Annotated in this window: 16 protein-coding genes and 1 pseudogene; 8 read left to right on the plus strand and 9 right to left on the minus strand. The window is 71.2% G+C overall.

The genetic code is table 11. The features are described from left to right. Window positions 1–23: 23 nt before the first annotated feature. From ABD329_RS03745 to ABD329_RS03760, 4 genes are read right to left on the minus strand one after another with little or no spacing between them, the layout of a single operon-like run. Window positions 24–479 carry a MaoC family dehydratase gene (locus ABD329_RS03745; RefSeq protein ID WP_198274955.1) on the minus strand — a complete coding sequence of 152 codons (456 nt, stop codon included), beginning with the start codon at window positions 477–479 and terminating at the stop codon, window positions 24–26. Continuing rightward, window positions 476–2,002: an acyl-CoA synthetase gene (locus tag ABD329_RS03750; protein WP_198274954.1), complete on the minus strand. Its 1,527-nt coding sequence runs from the start codon at window positions 2,000–2,002 to the stop codon at window positions 476–478. The genes ABD329_RS03745 and ABD329_RS03750 overlap by 4 nt, the downstream gene beginning before the upstream one ends. A gap of 10 nt (window positions 2,003–2,012) precedes the next feature. Then, entirely contained in the window at window positions 2,013–2,888 is an 876-nt protein-coding gene (locus ABD329_RS03755; RefSeq protein ID WP_344315928.1) for an amidohydrolase family protein, read from the minus strand. Next, window positions 2,888–3,805: an SDR family NAD(P)-dependent oxidoreductase gene (locus tag ABD329_RS03760; protein ID WP_344315929.1), complete on the minus strand. Its 918-nt coding sequence runs from the start codon at window positions 3,803–3,805 to the stop codon at window positions 2,888–2,890. The genes ABD329_RS03755 and ABD329_RS03760 overlap by 1 nt, the downstream gene beginning before the upstream one ends. A 246-nt stretch (window positions 3,806–4,051) precedes the next feature. Here ABD329_RS03760 and ABD329_RS03765 point away from each other — a divergent pair, with 246 nt between their 5' ends. The 4 genes from ABD329_RS03765 to ABD329_RS03780 all read left to right on the plus strand — a co-directional run bounded on the left by ABD329_RS03765 (window position 4,052) and on the right by ABD329_RS03780 (window position 8,557). Then, window positions 4,052–4,477 carry a MarR family winged helix-turn-helix transcriptional regulator gene (locus ABD329_RS03765; RefSeq protein WP_344315930.1) on the plus strand — a complete coding sequence of 142 codons (426 nt, stop codon included), beginning with the start codon at window positions 4,052–4,054 and terminating at the stop codon, window positions 4,475–4,477. Window positions 4,478–4,545: 68 nt separating this feature from the next. After that, on the plus strand, window positions 4,546–5,370 hold the full coding sequence (locus ABD329_RS03770) for a PaaX family transcriptional regulator (protein WP_344315931.1): 825 nt from the start codon (window positions 4,546–4,548) through the stop codon (window positions 5,368–5,370). A 163-nt stretch (window positions 5,371–5,533) separates the two neighbouring features. Further along, window positions 5,534–6,913 (plus strand): alpha/beta hydrolase, encoded by a 1,380-nt coding sequence (locus ABD329_RS03775; protein ID WP_344315932.1) that lies wholly within the window; start codon window positions 5,534–5,536, stop codon window positions 6,911–6,913. Window positions 6,914–6,928: 15 nt separating this feature from the next. Beyond that, the gene (locus ABD329_RS03780) at window positions 6,929–8,557 is read left to right on the plus strand and encodes an MFS transporter (protein WP_344315933.1); all 1,629 of its coding nucleotides are present in this window, start codon (window positions 6,929–6,931) and stop codon (window positions 8,555–8,557) included. On the opposite strand, the gene ABD329_RS03785 is transcribed toward ABD329_RS03780, so the two are convergent. From ABD329_RS03785 to ABD329_RS03795, 3 genes are read right to left on the minus strand one after another with little or no spacing between them, the layout of a single operon-like run. Next, on the minus strand, window positions 8,542–8,952 hold the full coding sequence (locus ABD329_RS03785; RefSeq protein WP_344315934.1) for a VOC family protein: 411 nt from the start codon (window positions 8,950–8,952) through the stop codon (window positions 8,542–8,544). The genes ABD329_RS03780 and ABD329_RS03785 overlap by 16 nt on opposite strands. A gap of 48 nt (window positions 8,953–9,000) precedes the next feature. Then, window positions 9,001–9,441 (minus strand): helix-turn-helix domain-containing protein, encoded by a 441-nt coding sequence (locus tag ABD329_RS03790; protein WP_344315935.1) that lies wholly within the window; start codon window positions 9,439–9,441, stop codon window positions 9,001–9,003. A gap of 48 nt (window positions 9,442–9,489) precedes the next feature. Next, window positions 9,490–10,377, minus strand: coding sequence for a helix-turn-helix transcriptional regulator (locus tag ABD329_RS03795; protein WP_344315937.1), 888 nt, complete (start codon window positions 10,375–10,377; stop codon window positions 9,490–9,492). 260 nt (window positions 10,378–10,637) lie between these two features. Here ABD329_RS03795 and ABD329_RS03800 point away from each other — a divergent pair, with 260 nt between their 5' ends. From ABD329_RS03800 to ABD329_RS48150, 4 genes and pseudogenes are all read left to right on the plus strand, one after another. Further along, window positions 10,638–11,654: a zinc-dependent alcohol dehydrogenase family protein gene (locus ABD329_RS03800; RefSeq protein WP_344315938.1), complete on the plus strand. Its 1,017-nt coding sequence runs from the start codon at window positions 10,638–10,640 to the stop codon at window positions 11,652–11,654. Window positions 11,655–11,711: 57 nt separating this feature from the next. Then, window positions 11,712–12,122: a (R)-mandelonitrile lyase gene (locus ABD329_RS03805; RefSeq protein WP_344315939.1), complete on the plus strand. Its 411-nt coding sequence runs from the start codon at window positions 11,712–11,714 to the stop codon at window positions 12,120–12,122. 179 nt (window positions 12,123–12,301) lie between these two features. Continuing rightward, window positions 12,302–12,679 carry a DUF2255 family protein gene (locus tag ABD329_RS03810; protein ID WP_344315940.1) on the plus strand — a complete coding sequence of 126 codons (378 nt, stop codon included), beginning with the start codon at window positions 12,302–12,304 and terminating at the stop codon, window positions 12,677–12,679. 54 nt (window positions 12,680–12,733) lie between these two features. Further along, window positions 12,734–12,820 (plus strand): annotated as a pseudogene (locus ABD329_RS48150) (SDR family NAD(P)-dependent oxidoreductase); the annotation flags it as partial. A gap of 468 nt (window positions 12,821–13,288) precedes the next feature. On the opposite strand, the gene ABD329_RS03815 reads toward ABD329_RS48150, so the two are convergent. Both ABD329_RS03815 and ABD329_RS03820 read right to left on the minus strand, forming a co-directional pair. Further along, entirely contained in the window at window positions 13,289–14,665 is a 1,377-nt protein-coding gene (locus ABD329_RS03815; protein ID WP_344315941.1) for an MFS transporter, read from the minus strand. Further along, complete coding sequence (locus ABD329_RS03820; RefSeq protein ID WP_309142847.1) at window positions 14,662–15,936, minus strand: lyase family protein; 1,275 nt, start codon at window positions 15,934–15,936, stop codon at window positions 14,662–14,664. The genes ABD329_RS03815 and ABD329_RS03820 overlap by 4 nt, the downstream gene beginning before the upstream one ends. Window positions 15,937–16,123: the final 187 nt, after the last annotated feature.

Here is a 16,123-nt window from a genome sequence, read left to right on the forward strand (position 1 = left end):
CGGGAAGCCGGTTCGGCGACGTATCAGACGTAGAAGCGGGACAGGCTCCGCACCACGGCCGCGGGCTTCGTGCCGCCGTCCACCTCGACCGTGCCGTCGACGGTGATCTGGACGCCGCCGGGTACGTCCTCGACCGAGCTGAGCCGGGCCACGAGCCGTATGCGGGATCCGGCCTTCACCGGTGCGGGGAAGCGCACCTTGTCCAGGCCGTAGTTGACCTTGGTGGTCACGCCCCGTACGTCCAGCAGTTGAGTGAAGAGGGGGATGAACAGGGACAACGTGAGGTAGCCATGCGCGATCGGCGCGCCGAAGGGGCCCTGGGCCGCCCGCTCCGGGTCGGTGTGGATCCACTGGTGATCGCCGGTGGCATTGGCGAAGGTGTCGATGCGGTCCTGGGTGACCTCGATCCAGTCGCTGGTGCCGAGGTCGCTCCCGGCGAGCTTCTTCAGTTCGTCCAGGCCGTTGACGGTGATGCTCATGAATCGGCTTCCTGTTCAGGGGCGGGGGTGCCGTATCGGTCGCGCACCCGGGATTTGAGGAGCTTTCCGGAGGCGGTGCGCGGAAGCTCGTCCGCGACCACCACCGACTTGGGGATCTTGTACTTGGCGAGCCGCCCGGACAGCGATGCCAGCACCTGCTCCGGGTCGAGTTCGGCGCCCGCCGCCGGGACGACGACCGCGCGGGGCACCTCGCCCCATGTGCCGTCCGGGACACCGATCACCGCGCATTCGGCGATGCCCGGGAGGGCGAGCAGAAGGTCCTCGATCTCGGCGGGGTAGACGTTCTCGCCACCGGAGATGATCATGTCCTTGATCCGGTCGACGATGTACACATAACCGTCGTCGTCGACCCGGGCCGCGTCCCCGCTGCGGAACCAGCCGTCCGCGAAGGCGGCCTCCGTCTCCTCGGGCAGCCCCCAGTAGCCGGACATCACATGTGGTCCGCGCACCACCACTTCGCCAGTCTCGCCGCTGCCGACCGGGGTGAGGCCGGGCCGTACGACCCGTACGTCGCTGAAGAAGTGCGGTACGCCCGCCGAGCCCGCCTTGGCGGCGGCGTGCTCGGCGTCCAGGAAGAGGGTGCCGGGCGCGGCCTCGGTCATGCCGTAGCCCTGGAGGAAGGTGAGCCCGCGCTCCTGGTAGGCGGCTATGAGCGGGGTCGGCACAGGCGATCCGCCGCAGGTGAGGATGCGGAGCGAGGACAGATCGGCGTTCGCCCAGCGGGGATGCCGGGCCACCTGGCCGAACATCGTCGGCACTCCGAACATGAAGGTGATGCGGTGCCGTTCGATCAGATCGAGGGTCGTCCCCGGGTCGAAGGACTCCACCAGGACGCAGGTGCCGCCCTTGAGCAGTACCGGCAAGGTGATCATGTTCAGGCCGGCGGTGTGGAACAGCGGGGCGGACACCAGGGCACGCTCGTCGGCGAACAGATCGTGGTCGACCAGCACATTGACGGCGTTCCAGATGATGTTGGCGTGGCTGAGCATCGCGCCTTTGGGGCGGCCGGTCGTCCCCGAGGTGTACATGATGAGGCAGGTGTCGTCGGGGGAGACCGGTTCGTCGATCGGCTCGGCCGGCGCGGCCGCCAGGATCTGCTCGTATGCGTCGCCGATCTGGACGCGGATCCGTACATCGGTGCCGGCCGGCAGCCCATCGACGAGCCCGGCGTGTGCGGCGCCGTGGATGAGGGCCTTGGCGCCGGAGTCGGCGAGCTGGTAGGCGATCTCGGGGCCGGTGAGCCGGGTGTTGAGGGGGACGAAGACGGCGCCGAGGAGCCCGGCGGCGAACAGGGTCTCCAGATAGGCGGGGTGGTTGGGGCCGAGATGGGCGATGCGGTCGCCACGCCGGATGCCCCGGGCGCGCAGGGCGTGGGCGAGGCGGGTGGTGCGGATGTGCAGGGTGCCGTAGTCGGTCGACTGCTCGCCGTGGATCAGGGCCGTGCGGTGCGGGGTCTTACGGGCCCGGCGTGCGGGCCATGACCCCAGTCCCTCGTTGCGCATCTGGCACCCCTTACGGTGTGGTCAACCCGAGCAGCCGGGCCGCGTTCTCCTTGAGGATCTTCGGCTTGACCGCGTCCTTGATGGAGAGCTTGTCGAAGTCGGCCAGCCATCGGTCCGGGGTGAGCACCGGGAAGTCCGAACCGAACAGGACCTTGTCCTTCAGCAGGGTGTTGGCGTACTGCACCAGCTGCGGGGGGAAGTACTTCGGCGACCAGCCGGACAGGTCGATGTGCACCCCGGGCTTGTGGGTCGCCACCGCCAGCGCCTCGTCCTGCCAGGGGAACGACGGATGCGCCAGGATGATCTTCAGATGCGGGAAGTCGGCGGCCACGTCGTCCACATGGAGCGGGTTGGAGTACTTCAGGCGGATCCCGCCCCCGCCGGGCACACCCGCCCCGATGCCGGTCTGGCCGGTGTGGAAGAGGGCGATGGTGCCGGTCTCCTCGATCACCTCGTACAGGCCGTACGCCACCGACCGGTCGTTGGGGAAGAAGCCCTGGATGCTGGGGTGGAACTTGAAGCCCTTGACGCCGTACTCCTCGACCAGCCGCCGGGCCCGCCGGACACCCGCCTTCCCCCGGAAGGGGTCGATGGAGGCGAAGGGGATGAGGACGTCCGCGTTGGCGGCGGCGGCCTCGGCGACCTCCTCGTTCGGGACGGGCTCGGTGCCGGTGGCGGACTCGGCGTCCACCGTGAAGATGACGGCGGCCATCCTCCGCTCGCGGTAGTAGGCGGCCGTCTCCTCGAGGGTGGGCTTCCGCTTGCCCTCGACCCCGAAGTAGGCGGCGGAGGCGTCGTGCAGCTCGTCGTCCAGGGAGGAGTGGCCCTTGGAGGACACCTCCGCGTGGGTGTGGACGTCGATGGCGACCAGATTCCGGAGGTCCATCACGCCTCCGGGGTCTTCGGCGCGGGGATGCCCACCGTCTGCGGCTCGGCGCCGACCGATGTGGGCCAGGCGTCGGCGAGGGCCTCGGGGGTCCAGCCGCCGTCGGCGTAGGCGGTCCGGACCTCCTGCGGATGCGACCAGAGCGCCACCTTGTCGCCGCCGATGCCGACGCACTGGCCGGTGATGCCGCGGGCGGCGTCGGAGGCCAGGAACGGGACGAGTGCGGCGCAGTCCTCCGGGGTGCCGAATCCCTCGCCCTTGCGGAGGAAGTCCGGCAGCGGTTCGCCGTTCCTCAGGGCCTCCACATACGGGGCGAAGGCGGGAATGGTCTCGGTCATCGCGGTGGCGGCGACCGGCACGATCGCGTTGACGGTGATGTTCGCGCGGGACAGCTCCATGGACCAGGTGCGGGCCATGGCGGCGATTCCGGCCTTGGCGGCCGAGTAGTTGGTCTGGCCGAAGTTGCCGCGCTGCCCGGCCGGGGAGCCGACGAGGACGAGCGTGCCGCCTTCGCCCTGCTCGCGCATGCGCAACGAGGCGGCGCGGGCGCAGGTGAAGGTGGCGCGCAGATGGGTGGTGATGACCGTGTCGAAGTCCTCGTCGGTCATCTTCCACAGCACCCTGTCGCGCAGGATGCCCGCGTTGGTGACCAGGACGTCGAGCCGGCCGAACTCCTCGACGGCACGGCTCACCAGCCGGTCGGCGGCCTCCGCGGGGCCGACCGGGACCACCTCGGCCACGGCGGTGCCGCCGGCCTCGGTGATGGACTTGACGGCCCGTTCGGCCACGGCTTCGTCGACGTCGTTGACGACCACGGACGCGCCGTGGGCGGCGAGGGCGTGTGCGTAGGCGAGGCCGAGACCCCGGCCGCTACCGGTGACGACGGCGGACTTGCCGGTCAGATCGATGGTGGGCACGAGCGGGTCCCTTCGCATGGGGTGCGTCTGTGCGGCGCCGGGTGTGGCGGTGAGATCGAAGCTAAGCGCAATAATTGGTGTCGTCAACAGTTGTTGTCGACCTCGGGTGCGTCATGCTGGACTCTGCACACCAGACCCACCCCCTCCGGGAGTCGAGACCGGCGCCCCGGGGCCGAGACCAGGGAGCCCGCCATCGCCCGCCGGCACACCGACACCCCGCCCCCCATCGACGCGGACGAACCGTGGATGCGGGAGCTGCACGCGGACACGGGCTATCTGCTGTACCGCCTCGGCCTGCGCTCCGGTCAGCTGTTCAACACCTTCCTCCAGGAGTCGGGGCTGCGGCTGCGGCACTACGCCGTGCTGCGCTACCTCGCCACCTGCGAGGGCGCGTTGCAGCGGGAGCTCAGCGCCCGGCTCGGCTACGACCCGAGCGCGATCGTCGGTCTGGTGGACGACCTGGAGAAGCTGGGGTTCGCCGAGCGCCGGCCCGCCCCCGACGACCGCCGCAGCCGCGTCGTCGTCCTCACCGAGGACGGCCGCGCGTTCCTCCGCGACACGGATCAGGCGGGCCGGCGGGTAACCGACGAACTGCTCACCCCGCTCGCCCCCGCCGAACGGGAGGCGCTGCACGCGCTCCTGGTGCGGGTCGCCGGGAACGGGCTCGCCTGACGCGCCGGACGACCGCCGATGGCCGGCGCCGGGGGCCGGCTGCCGCGTGTGCGGGGGCCTCGTACTGTATGCGTGTGACCGGTCCAGCCCTCCGCCCCCAGTCCCTCCTGCTCAGCTTCCTCGGTGACGAAGTGCTGGGCCGCGGGGTGTGCGTGTACACGGGGAGCGTCATCGAGGTGTTCCGGCGCGCCGGGGTCGGCGAGCAGGCCACCCGGTCCACCCTCACCCGCATGGTCGGCCGTGGTCTGCTGAGTCGTCGGCGAGAGGGCCGGCGGACCTACGTCGGCCTCACCGACCGCTCGGAGGCGATCCTCCGCGACGGCGAGCGGCGCATCTGGAAGACGGGCGCGGTCAATCGCGAATGGGACGGCACCTGGACCCTGCTCGGCTTCTCGCTTCCGGAGTCGTGGCAGCGCCAGCGGCACGATCTGCGCTCCCAGCTGACCTGGGCGGGCTTCGGCGCGCTGTTCAACGGACTGTGGATCGCGCCGGGCGAGGTCGACGTCTCCGGGATCGTCGCCGAGCTGGGACTGGCCGCGCATGTGAAGGTCTTCCGCGCCCACGCGGCCGCCGGCATGGACATCGCCGAGATGGTCGACGAGACCTGGGACCTGCGCGCGCTGGGCGCCGGATACCGGGACTTCGACGCGTCCTGGCGGCCGTACGCCACGGGTGGCGTGGACTTGGCCGGTGAGGACGCCCTCGCGCTGCGTCTGCGCTTGACCGCCGAGTGGCTCCAGGTCATCCGCAGCGATCCCCGGCTGCCCGTACGGCACCTGCCGGAGGACTGGCCCGCGGCCGGGGCGGAGGAGACGTTCCGCGCGGTCCACGGCCTGTTGGAGGCGCCCGCCCGGGAGGCGGCGCGCCGGTCGATCGAAACCGTTCCGGCGTAGCCGTCCGCACGTCTGCCACACCGGGGCGCGCTCTCAGGCGAAATTGTGCATTGCGTTGACGGCTGCAAGAAATGAGCCCTACATTCCTCCACACCTTCGTTCAGCGCGCTGAGCACGCGCCCCAGGTCCTCCGCTCCGCAGCCGCCCACAAGGAGCCACTCCCATGTCTGCTCGCACCCGACCGCGTATCGCCCTGGCCGCCCTGGCCTCCGCCGCCCTCGCCACCCTTCCCTGGTCAGCCGCCCAGGCGGACCCGAAGGCCACGGCCCACCTCACCGGCACCCTCGCCGACGGCGCCACCTGGGTGGCGGACGTCCCCGACCGCTGGAACGGCACCCTGCTGCTGTTCAGCCATGGCTTCGGCCCCACCGTCGCCCAAGACGCCCCTTCCGACGCCGTACGCGCCGAACTGCTCGCCGAGGGCTATGCGATGGCCGGTTCGTCGTACGACCCCCATGGCTCGATGTGGGCCCTGAACAGCGCCGAAGCCGACCAGTTCGCGACGCTCGACGCGGTCGCCGCGAAGATCGGCACCCCGCGGCGCACCCTGGCCGTCGGCCAGTCCATGGGCGGACTCGTCAACGCGCAGATCGCCCGCGACGGCGCCGGCCGTGTCGACGGCGCGCTCGGCCTGTGCGGCCTGGTCGCGGGCGGCACCGACCTGGACAACTACCAACTCGACGCCGAGTACACCATCGCCCGGCTGCTCCTGCCGGGGCAGGACCTCCGGCTGGTGCGCTTCGGCTCCGCCGACGACGCGGCCGCCACCGCCGGGAAGCTCACCGACGCGGTCACCGCCGCGCAGGCCACACCGCGGGGCCGGGCCCGGATCGCGCTGGCCGCGGCCTTCCTCAACCTGCCCGCCTGGGCGCCCGGGAAGGACCGGCCCGCCCCGGCGGACTGGGCGGGTCAGGAGGAGCAGCAGTACACGTGGTTCGCGCAGGGCATCCTGGCGTTCGTCGAGGGCGGCCGGTTCGCCGTGGAGCGGTCCGTCGGTGGCAACAACTCCTGGAACCGGGGCGTCGACTACGCCCGTCTGCTCGCCGGTTCCGCGCACGCCCCGCAGGTCCGCGCGCTGTACCGGGCGGCCGGACTCGACCTGCGCGCCGATCTGACGTCCCTGACGCGGGGTGGATCGATCGCCGCCGACCCCGACGCGGTCCGTACGGCGCGGCGCACCTCGTCCGCCGGTCAGGGCCTCGGCATGCCGCTGCTGGACGTGCACACGATCGCCGACAACCTCGTACCCGTGGAGCAGGAACGGCGGTTCGGCGACCGGGTGCGCACGGCCGGGGACGGCGCGCTGCTGCGCCAGGCCTACGTCGAACGACAGGGCCACTGTGCGTTCACCACCGCCGAGACCGTGGCCGCCCTGCACGCGCTCGACCACCGCGTCACCACCGGCCACTGGGACGACGCGACCCCGGCCGCGCTTCAGCGGTCCGCCACCGCGCTCGGTCTGGACGGGGCGGCGTACGTCCCGTACCACCCGGCGCGCCTGACGGTCGGCCGCGACCGCCCGGCGCCTCCCGTCCGCCACTGACGTTGGGACCCTCAGATGTCCGACGCATCCGACTCTTCTCCCTCCGCACCCCCGTCCGCGCCTACGGCCCCGCGGCTCCCGCTCGGTACGCTGGTCGCCGGCTGTCTCGCCGTCTGCCTCGCCCAGATCGGCCTCGCGATACCGGCCACCCTCAACGGCCTGTTCCAGGAACACCTCCACCCCGTCGGCGCCCAGCTCACCTGGATCTCCGACGCGTTCCTGCTGCCCGTCACCGTCCTCGAGCTCTCCTTCGGCGTGCTGGGCGACCTCTTCGGCCGCAAACAGCTCCTCGTCGGCGGGGCCGCGCTGGTGTGCGCGGGCGAGGTCGTCGCCGCGAGCGCGTCCGGCATCCATCAGCTGTGGGCCGGGCAGGCGCTGGCCGGTCTCGGCGCCGCCGCGCTCTTCCCCACCTCGCTCGCCATGATCGCGGCCGGTACCCACACCGATGCCCAGCGCGCCCGGGTCATCGCCCTCTGGGCCTCCAGCCTGTCCGCGGGCGGCTTCTTCGCGCCGCTGCTCGGCGGTATCACCGGCACCTACGGCTCCTGGCGCTCGGCGTTCGTGGTGGTCGCCGTACTGGCCGCGGTCAGCGCCCTGGCGAGCCTGTGGCTCGCCGCCAACTCCCGTGCCCCTGAAGGACGTTCGCTGGACGTCGGCGGCCAGATCACCATCGGCGTCGGTCTGTTCGCCCTGCTGTACGCCGTGATCCAGGGGCCGGCCGACGGCTGGGGATCGCCCCCCGTGGTCGTGGCGTTCGTGATCGCCGCGGTGTTCCTGGGCCTGTTCGTGGCCGCCGAGAGCCGGGCCCGCTCGCCCCTCCTGCGCCTGGACCTGTTCCGCGACCGTTCCTTCGCGATCGCGTCGGTCGTCGCGGTGGTGGGCATGTTCAGCTTCCTGGGCACGGCCTACGCGGCGAGCATCCGGCTCGGCCCCATCCAGCACCAGAGCCCCCTGCGCACCGCCTTCGCGTTCCTGCTGCTCAACGGCATCACCCCGGTGCTCACCCCGCTGACCTCCCGGCTGCTGAACCGGCTGCCCGCACGGGCGCTGCTCACCTCCGGTCTGGCGCTGATCGCCGTGGGCGACTTCCTGGCCGCCGCGCTCGACGTCGGCGACCGGAGCCTGACCTCGCTGATTCTGCCGCTCGGCCTGGTCGGCATCGGCTTCGCCCTCACGGTGTCGTCCATCACCGCGACCGCCGTCAACACGGTGCCACTGCCGCTCGCGGGCATGGCCAGCGCGTCCACCAACCTGCTGCGCGACTTCGGCTTCACCCTCGGCCCCGCGGTCATCGGCGCGGTCGCGCTGAGCCAGGCCACATCCCGGGTGACCTCCTCGCTGGCCACCTCGTCGTCCCTGACCGCGGAGTCGAAGGCGGCGGCGCACGACGTGCTGAGGGAGGGCGGCCCTCTCGCGCTGAACTCCGTCCCCGCCGCCTCGCCGCCGGGCGCGGCCCGCGCACACGCCCTCGACGCCCTCGGCCACGGCTACGCGATCGGCTTCGTGGTGTGCGGCTCAGCCGCCGTGTTCTCGGCGCTGCTGGTGGCGACGGCTCTGCGGGGGCGGACGGCGGAGAGGGGTGCGCCGCGAGCGGAGGGCGGTGTGCGACGGTGGCCGGCCGGAGAGTCTCAGGCCGCGGGTTGAGTGAAGCGGATGCGGTTGCCGAACGGGTCACGCAGGCCGCAGTCGATCCCGTACGGGCGCTCGGTGGGCTCCTCGGTGAACTCCACGCCCTGCGCCAGCAGGGTCTCGTAGGTCTTGCGGCAGTCGGGGGTGGTCAGGATGAGCCAGCCGCCCATCACCCCCTTGGTGACCAGCTCACGGACTTGCTCCGCCGTCTCCTCCGACATCGCCGGGGCGCCCGGCTTCTCCAGCAGGATCTGCCGCTCGGGATGACCGTGAACGCTGACGGCGAGCCAGCGCATGAAGCCCAGGTTGACGTCCGCGGCGACTTCCAGGCCGAGCTTGCCGACGTAGAAGTCGAGGGCCTCGTCCTGGTCGAGGACGTAGATCTGCGAATGTGTGATGGCGTTGAACATGGGCCTCACGCTACCGAGCGGAGGGGACGAGAACTTATCCGAAACTGCTCACTCGGCGGACGGCTGACACCGGGACGGTACGGATGCCTCGGACGGTCGGGCGCTCGGCCGCGTCCACGCCATCGTGAAGCACGTCGGCACGCCGGTGGCCACCGCTTCCTTGCGGTAGGCCCGCGGCGATCGGCCGACGATGTCGCGGAACGTGCGGCTGAAGGTGCCCGGGCTGCCGAAGCCGACGTCGAAGCAGATGTCCGTCACGCCGCGGTCGGTCTCCCGCAGCAGGAACATCGCCCGCTCCACGCGGCGGCGCTGTAGGTAGCGGTGCGGCGTCTCACCGAACGTGGCCCGGAAGGTGCGCGTGAAGTGCGCCTCGGAGACATGCGCGATCCGGGCCAGGGCCGGGACGTCGAGCGGCCGCGCGTAGTCGCGGTCCATCGCGTCCCTGGCCCGGAGCATGCGGCGGTTGGTCTCTTCTGCGGCGCGGCTCACGGTGCCATCACATCACGGCCGCCCCGGCGGCACACCCGCCTCGTACTGTCAGCCCGTGGGGTGCTGTGCCGGCGGGCTGACGTCTTCGGTGGCGGCCCAGGAGGCGAGCAGGCGCAGTCCTTCTTCCGAGGGGGAGCCGGGTTCGGCGGTGTAGATGGTCATGCTGAGTCCGGGTTCGGCGGCCAGGTCCAGGACCTCGTAGGCAAGGGTGAGGTCGCCGACCGCGGGGTGGCGGAACCGCTTGGTGCCGGTCCCGTGGCGTCGGACGTCGTGGGCGCCCCAGCGGGTGCGGAAGCTCTCGCTGCGGGTGGACAGCTCCCCGACGAGGTCTTGCAGATCCTTGTCGTGGGCGTCCCGGCCGGCCTCGCGGCGCAGGATGGCCACCGCCATGTCCCCGAACAGCTCCCAGTCGGGGTAGAACCGGCGGGAGGCCGGGTCGAGGAAGTTGAAGCGGGCCAGATTCCGCTGGTTGTCCGCGTTGGCGAAGAGATCGGTGTAGAAGGCGCGGGCGAGGGGGTTGGCGGCCAGGATGTCCATCCGGCCGTTGCTCACGACCGCGGGCCCCGCTGTGATCGCGTCCAGGGTCCATTGCAGGCTGCGGTGCAAGGTCCACTGCCGGGTGGTGCGGCGCCGGGGGCGGGTGAGGGCGTCGGAGCCGTCGGCGGCCTGGGCCAGGTGCAGGAGATGGGCGCGTTCGGCGTCGTCCAGCTGGAGCGCGCGGGCGACGGCTTCGAGGACGGCCGGGGAGGCGCCGGCGAGGCTGCCGCGCTCGAGTTTCGCGTAGTACTCGACGCTCATGTCGGCCAGCGCGGCGACCTCGCTCCTGCGCAGCCCCGGTACGCGCCGCCGGGACCCGGCGGGCAGGCCGGCCTGCTCCGGGGTGATCTTCGCTCGCCGCGAGGTCAGGAACTCGCGGGCCTCCTCACGGTGGTCCATGTCTCCGACCGTACGACGTGTACGCCACCGGAGCGATGTACCAGCAGTACACCTCTCACTGGTGACTCGCTGCCCGCGCGAAACGGGGTTCTCCTGGGGGACGTGGCGCTCGACGTCGACCCGTGGGAGCGGGCCGGCCCAGCGCTCGGTCCCGGGCCGCGGGCGGCGGTCTCGTTTCGCCGCCGCGCCGGGACCGCCATCGCACAGCGGTGTCCGGTACCCCCGGTACCGGACACCTCAGCAGGTAAGGAGCCTCCTTCATGCGCGGAGCAGTGATCCACGCCCCCGGCGACGTGCGCTTCGAGACCGTGGACGACGCGAAGATCCTCAAGCCGACCGACGCGATCATCCGCACCGCCGTCACCTGTGTGTGCGGCTCGGACCTGTGGCCGTATCGCGGCGCGGAGCCGACCGAGCAGGCGCACCCCATGGGGCACGAGTACGTCGGCTTCGTGGAAGAGGTGGGGGCCGAGGTCACCGCGGTCGAGCCGGGTCAGTTCGTCGTCGGTTCGTTCGCCACCTCGGACAACGCCTGCGCGAACTGCCGCAACGGCTTCCAGTCGAGCTGCCTGAACCGCGAGTTCATGAGCACCTGCCAGGCCGAGTACGTGCGCATCCCCAACGCCCAGGGCACCCTGGTCGCCACCGACGGGGTGCCGGGCGAGGAGTACTGGCCCGGCCTGCTGGCCGTCTCCGACGTCATGGGCACCGGATGGTGGGCCGCCGACGCCGCCGAGGTCAGGCCCGGCTCCACCGCAGTCGTCGTCGGCGACGGTGCGGTCGGCCTGTGCGCGGTGATCGCGGCCAAGGAGCTGGGCGCGGAGCGGATCATCGCCATGTCGCGCCACGAGCCCCGGCAGAGGCTCGCCCGCGAGTTCGGCGCCACCGACATCGTGGCGGAGCGCGGCGAGGAGGGCGTGGCCCGGATCAAGGAGCTGACGAACGGGATCGGCGCGGACTCGGTCCTGGAGTGCGTGGGCACCGCCCAGGCCATGCGGCAGGCCCTGTCCTCGGCCCGGCCCGGCGGCGACGTCGGCTTCGTCGGCGTCCCGCACGAGGTGGCCGTCGACGGCCAGGAGCTGTTCTTCTCCCACGTCGGCCTGCGCGGCGGCCCCGCGCCCGTGCGCCGCTACCTGCCCGACCTGATCGAGCGCGTACTGACCGGCCGGATCGACCCGGGCAAGGTCTTCGACCTCACCCTGCCCCTGGAACAGGTCGCCGAGGGCTACAAGGCCATGGACGAACGCCGCGCCATCAAGACCCTCCTCAAGCCCTGACTCAAGCTGACTCAAGCCCTGACTCAAGCCCGATACCTACCGGACAAGGAAACGACCTTGCAGATCACCCGAAGCTCGATCAACACCGTCAAGGGGCCCGCCGACTGGTTCACCGGCGAGGTCTACATCGACGCCGTCGCCGCGGCCCCTGCCCCGTCCCGGGTCAGCGCCGCCCTGGTGCACTTCATGCCCGGGGCCCGCACCCACTGGCACCGCCACCCGCTGAGCCAGACCGTCTTCGTCACCGAGGGGGTCGGCCTGTGCCAGCGCCGCGGTGGACCCATCGAGGTCATCCGCCCCGGCGACCGCGTCCTGTTCGAGGCCGACGAGGAGCACTGGCACGGTGCCGCGCCGAACCGGCTGATGGTCCACCTGGCCATCAACGAATCCGACGCCGACCACGACGTGGTGCACTGGCTGACCCCCGTCACGGACGACGAGTACGCCGCCGCTCCGCCCACCGACTGACCCCGGTCCCGACGAGGCCGCACCGGCCGTTGTTCTCGCGCTGCTGACAGCAGTAATTTCACCGGCTCGCAGATGGCCACCGCGCAGAACGCCGCCGCCTCCCGTAACTTCATGGGACTGATGTCGGAGCAGAGCCCGTTCTCAAGCCCTGCACACCCACACCGGAAGGAGAGCGGCCCATGGCCACCTGGAGTCGTGAAACGCTGGAGCGGATCGCCGACGCCGACGAGCTGCGCATCGCGCCCCGCCGCGGCGACGGAACGCTGCGCGAGCCGACCACCATCTGGGTCGTACGCGACGGTGACGACCTGTACATCCGTTCCTGGCGCGGAACGGCCGGTACCTGGTGGAACACCGCCCGTACCCACCGGGCCGGGCACATCAGCGCCGGCGGTGCCGAGGTCGACGTCACCTTCACCCCCGTGGACGACCCTGCGGTCAACGACCGCGTGGACGCCGCCTACCGGGTCAAGTACGGCCGCCACAGCGGTTACGTCGAGTCCATGGTCGCCGAGCCGGCCCGCGCCACCACGCTCCGCCTGACCGCCCAGTCCTGAACCCGCGCCCGTCGTCCCCCGCCGAGCGCCTCCCGATCTCCAGGAGCCCTCCTCATGACCACCTTCGCCCTCATCGGTGCCGGTCCCGGCCTGGGCGTCGCCGTCGCCCGGCGCTTCGGCCGTGAAGGCTTCGACATCGCGCCACGCTCGGCCCGATCGAGGTGCTGGAGTACAGCCCTGTCCCACATGCCCGCCGGGCCCAGCGCAGGGCGCGGCGCCGCAACGCCGTGGCCGTCGTGACGGGCTCCGTGTGGGATGTCGGCCGCTCAGCAGGCTGTTGGCGAGCGGTGGCGCCGCCGTTGCCGATCGTGGCTTGCGAGGTCGGCCGATCGGACGGCGGTCGGCACTGCCGCGGCCGTTGCACCGGAGCTCGGCGTGGCCGAAGTCGGCTTCGTACCCGCCGTCCTCCACTACCTGGCGAGGTGGAATCCTGCTGTCCGCCTCGACCTCGGGGACGGCCGCATGGTCATCCCCAACCGCGGCGGGCTCGGCCTCTCCCTCAGCGAGCAGGCGCCGCGTGGACCAGGAGGTCGGCGGTCTTCGGCAGCGGCCCCCGGTGACCGCCGCCACCCGCGAGATGCCTGTCTTCGGCACCATGTGTCCGGCGCGTCACCCGGAGGGCTGGTGCCCGGACGTCGCGGCGGTGCCGGCGTCGGTGTCGGTGTCGAGCAGTGACTCCGTGCTGGTCTCCGGTGCCCACACCCAGCAGACCAGTCCGCCGACGAGGAGGATCACCACGCATCCGATGAGGGCGGTGTTGATGCCGTGGCCGGCCTCGACGACGGGGAGCAGGAAGGTGCTGGCGGCTGATCCGAGTCGGCTGGCGGCCGTCGCGATGCCCACGCCCGAGGCCCGCAGATCGGTGGGGAACAGCTCCGGCGGGTAGACGAACTCCAGGTTCACCGCGGCGGACATGAGGAAGGCGAAGGCGGCGAACACCGCGATGACGACGATGGCGGACGCGCCCGCGCCGGCGAACAGGATGAGCGCGGTGAGCAGCAGCGCGCCGATGAAGAAGGTTCCCACCAGGAACCGGCGGCGGCTGATGTGGTCGATCAGCACCAGGCCGACGACGGCCCCGATGAGCAGGAACACGTTGTAGAGAGCACCGGCGCCCATCTTGCTGGTGACGCCGAGGGACTCCATCACCTGGGAGGAGAAGGTGCCGAGCGCGAAGAAGGGGATGACCTGACAGACGTAGAAGAGTGCGCCCACCGCGGTCCGCCTGCGGTAGGCGGGCCCGAAGAGGGCCGTGAGGCCGCGGTTCCGGCTCAGCGGGGGAGCGGTGGGCGGAAGGACACCCGGGCCGAGGTGGCGGCGGACGACATCGGCGGCTTCGGCGTTCCGCTGGTGCTTGGCGAGCCAGAGCGGGGATTCGGGCACTCCCAGGCGGAAGCCGAAGACGAGCAGGGCCGGGAGCGCGCTGATGGCGAGCATGTACCGCCAGGCGTCGTCTCCGTGTCCAGTCAGGAGGAAACCGATGAGATAGGCGAAGACGTAACCGGCGGCCCAGGCGACGGCCAGCAGGCTCATGAGGCGGCCGCGGAACTTGCGCGGTGAGTGCTCGGTGACGAGGGACTTGCTCACGACATAGTCGGCGCCGAGCACCAGCCCGAGGAACAGCCGCAGGATCAGGAGCTGTCCGGGTGTCTGCACGAAGAATTGCAGGAGCGACAGCACGGCGAAGAAGAGCATGTCCCAGCCGAAGATCGATCTGCGGCCGATCCGGTCCGCGATCGGGCCCACGGCGATGGCACCGACGAACAGGCCGGTCAGGGTCGCCGCGCCCAGCGCGCCGGTCCACAGCGGAGTGAGACTGAGGGTGTCGTCCGCCGAGGCGATGACGATGCCGATGATGCCGAGGATGAACCCGTCGCTGAACTGGCCGCCCGTGCCGGCGACGGCGATCCTGATGTGGAAGCGCGTCAGCGGGGCGTCGTCGTAGGCGATGGGCGCGGGCTGGGTGGGGGAGACGGGAGTGGTCATCGTGCCGTTCCTCCGTCGCTTCCGCCCGCTCGCAGTTCGGCGGTGGCCGATTCGTAGCCGCGGGTCGCCGACATCTCGACCCACCGGTCGAGCGCCCCGGCGAGATTGCGCTCGCGGTGGGGGCCGTTCCAGTTCAGGCCGAGGACGCAGCGCTCGGTGAAGGTCGTGGCGGCCGCGGCCAGGTCCTCGAATATGTTGCTCAGGGCGTCGAGGATCACCGGTTCCATGACGTTGAGTTCCAGTTCGCCGGCGGCGACGGCGCATTCAACGGTGTGGGCGCTCCCCCTGACGCGATAGCTGAGCTGCATCACGTACTCCGGTATCACGGGATTGACCTTGGCGGGCATGATGGAGGATCCGGCCTGGACCGCCGGTATCGTCAGCTCGCCGAACCCGCCCCGTGGCCCCGAGGACAGCAGCCGGACATCAGCGGCGATCTTCGCCATGGTGATCGCCGCCCGGGCGCCGGCCGAGGCGATGTGGGCGTAGGGATCGAAATGCGCGAGGCTGTCGTACGGGTTCTCGGACGCGCTGATGGGAAGCCCCGTGAGCCGTGCGAGTTCCTCGGCGCAGCGCTCCGCGAAGTGGGCGGGCGCGCCGATCCCGGTGCCCACCGCGGTCGCTCCGACCGGAACGGTGGTCAGGGCACGGGTTGCCGCCTCGAGAACGCCGGCGGTGCGGTGGACGGCCGCCGCCTGTGCCCGGTGGGTGTCACCGGCGGTCAGAGTGACCGCGTCCTGGAGACATGTACGGCCCAGTCGGTGGGTCGTGTCGAACTCGGCCGCCTTCGACTCCAGGGCGTCCGCGAGCCGGTTCAGAGCGGCCACGGGTGCTTCGACCTGGTTCAGCAGTGCGAGCGCCATGGCGGTCGGATAGGTGTCGTTGGTGGACTGGGACGCGTTCACATGGTCATTGGGATGGACGGTGGTTCCGGCCAGCTCAGCGGCGCGTGCCGCGATCACCTCGTTGACGTTCATATTGGCGGTGGTGCCGCCGCCGCCGTGCACCAGCGCGGTGGGGAAATGCCCGGCGTGCTCGCCGTCGAGGATCTCCTGGCACGCCGTGGTGATGGCGTCGCAGCGCTGTTCGTCCAGCACACCGAGGGCCTGGTTGGCGCGTGCCGCGGCCAGCTTCACCTGGGCGTACCCGCGCACCAGGGGCGGGAAGTCGCCGAAGGTGCGGCCACGGGGCGGGAAGTTGTTCATGGCCAGCTCGGTCTGCGCTCCGTACAGGGGCGCCCACGTCGAATCCGGATGGATACCGGTGCTCACAAGCTGCTCCGTTCTTCGGGGAGAGGGTTCGACCACTACCGCGTCCGCGGTGCGCGTCACCCTAGGCACCGATATACGGCCTGAACAGCAATGATGCTCTCCCAGCAACAAGCTTGTGGCATTTTCGCTGGTGAGATGGAAAAGTGATGGCAGTATGTTGCTGTGACAACAACAAGTGAAAGGGGTG

It is taken from the genome of Streptomyces javensis (assembly GCF_039525925.1).
GTDB lineage: Bacteria > Actinomycetota > Actinomycetes > Streptomycetales > Streptomycetaceae > Streptomyces > Streptomyces asiaticus.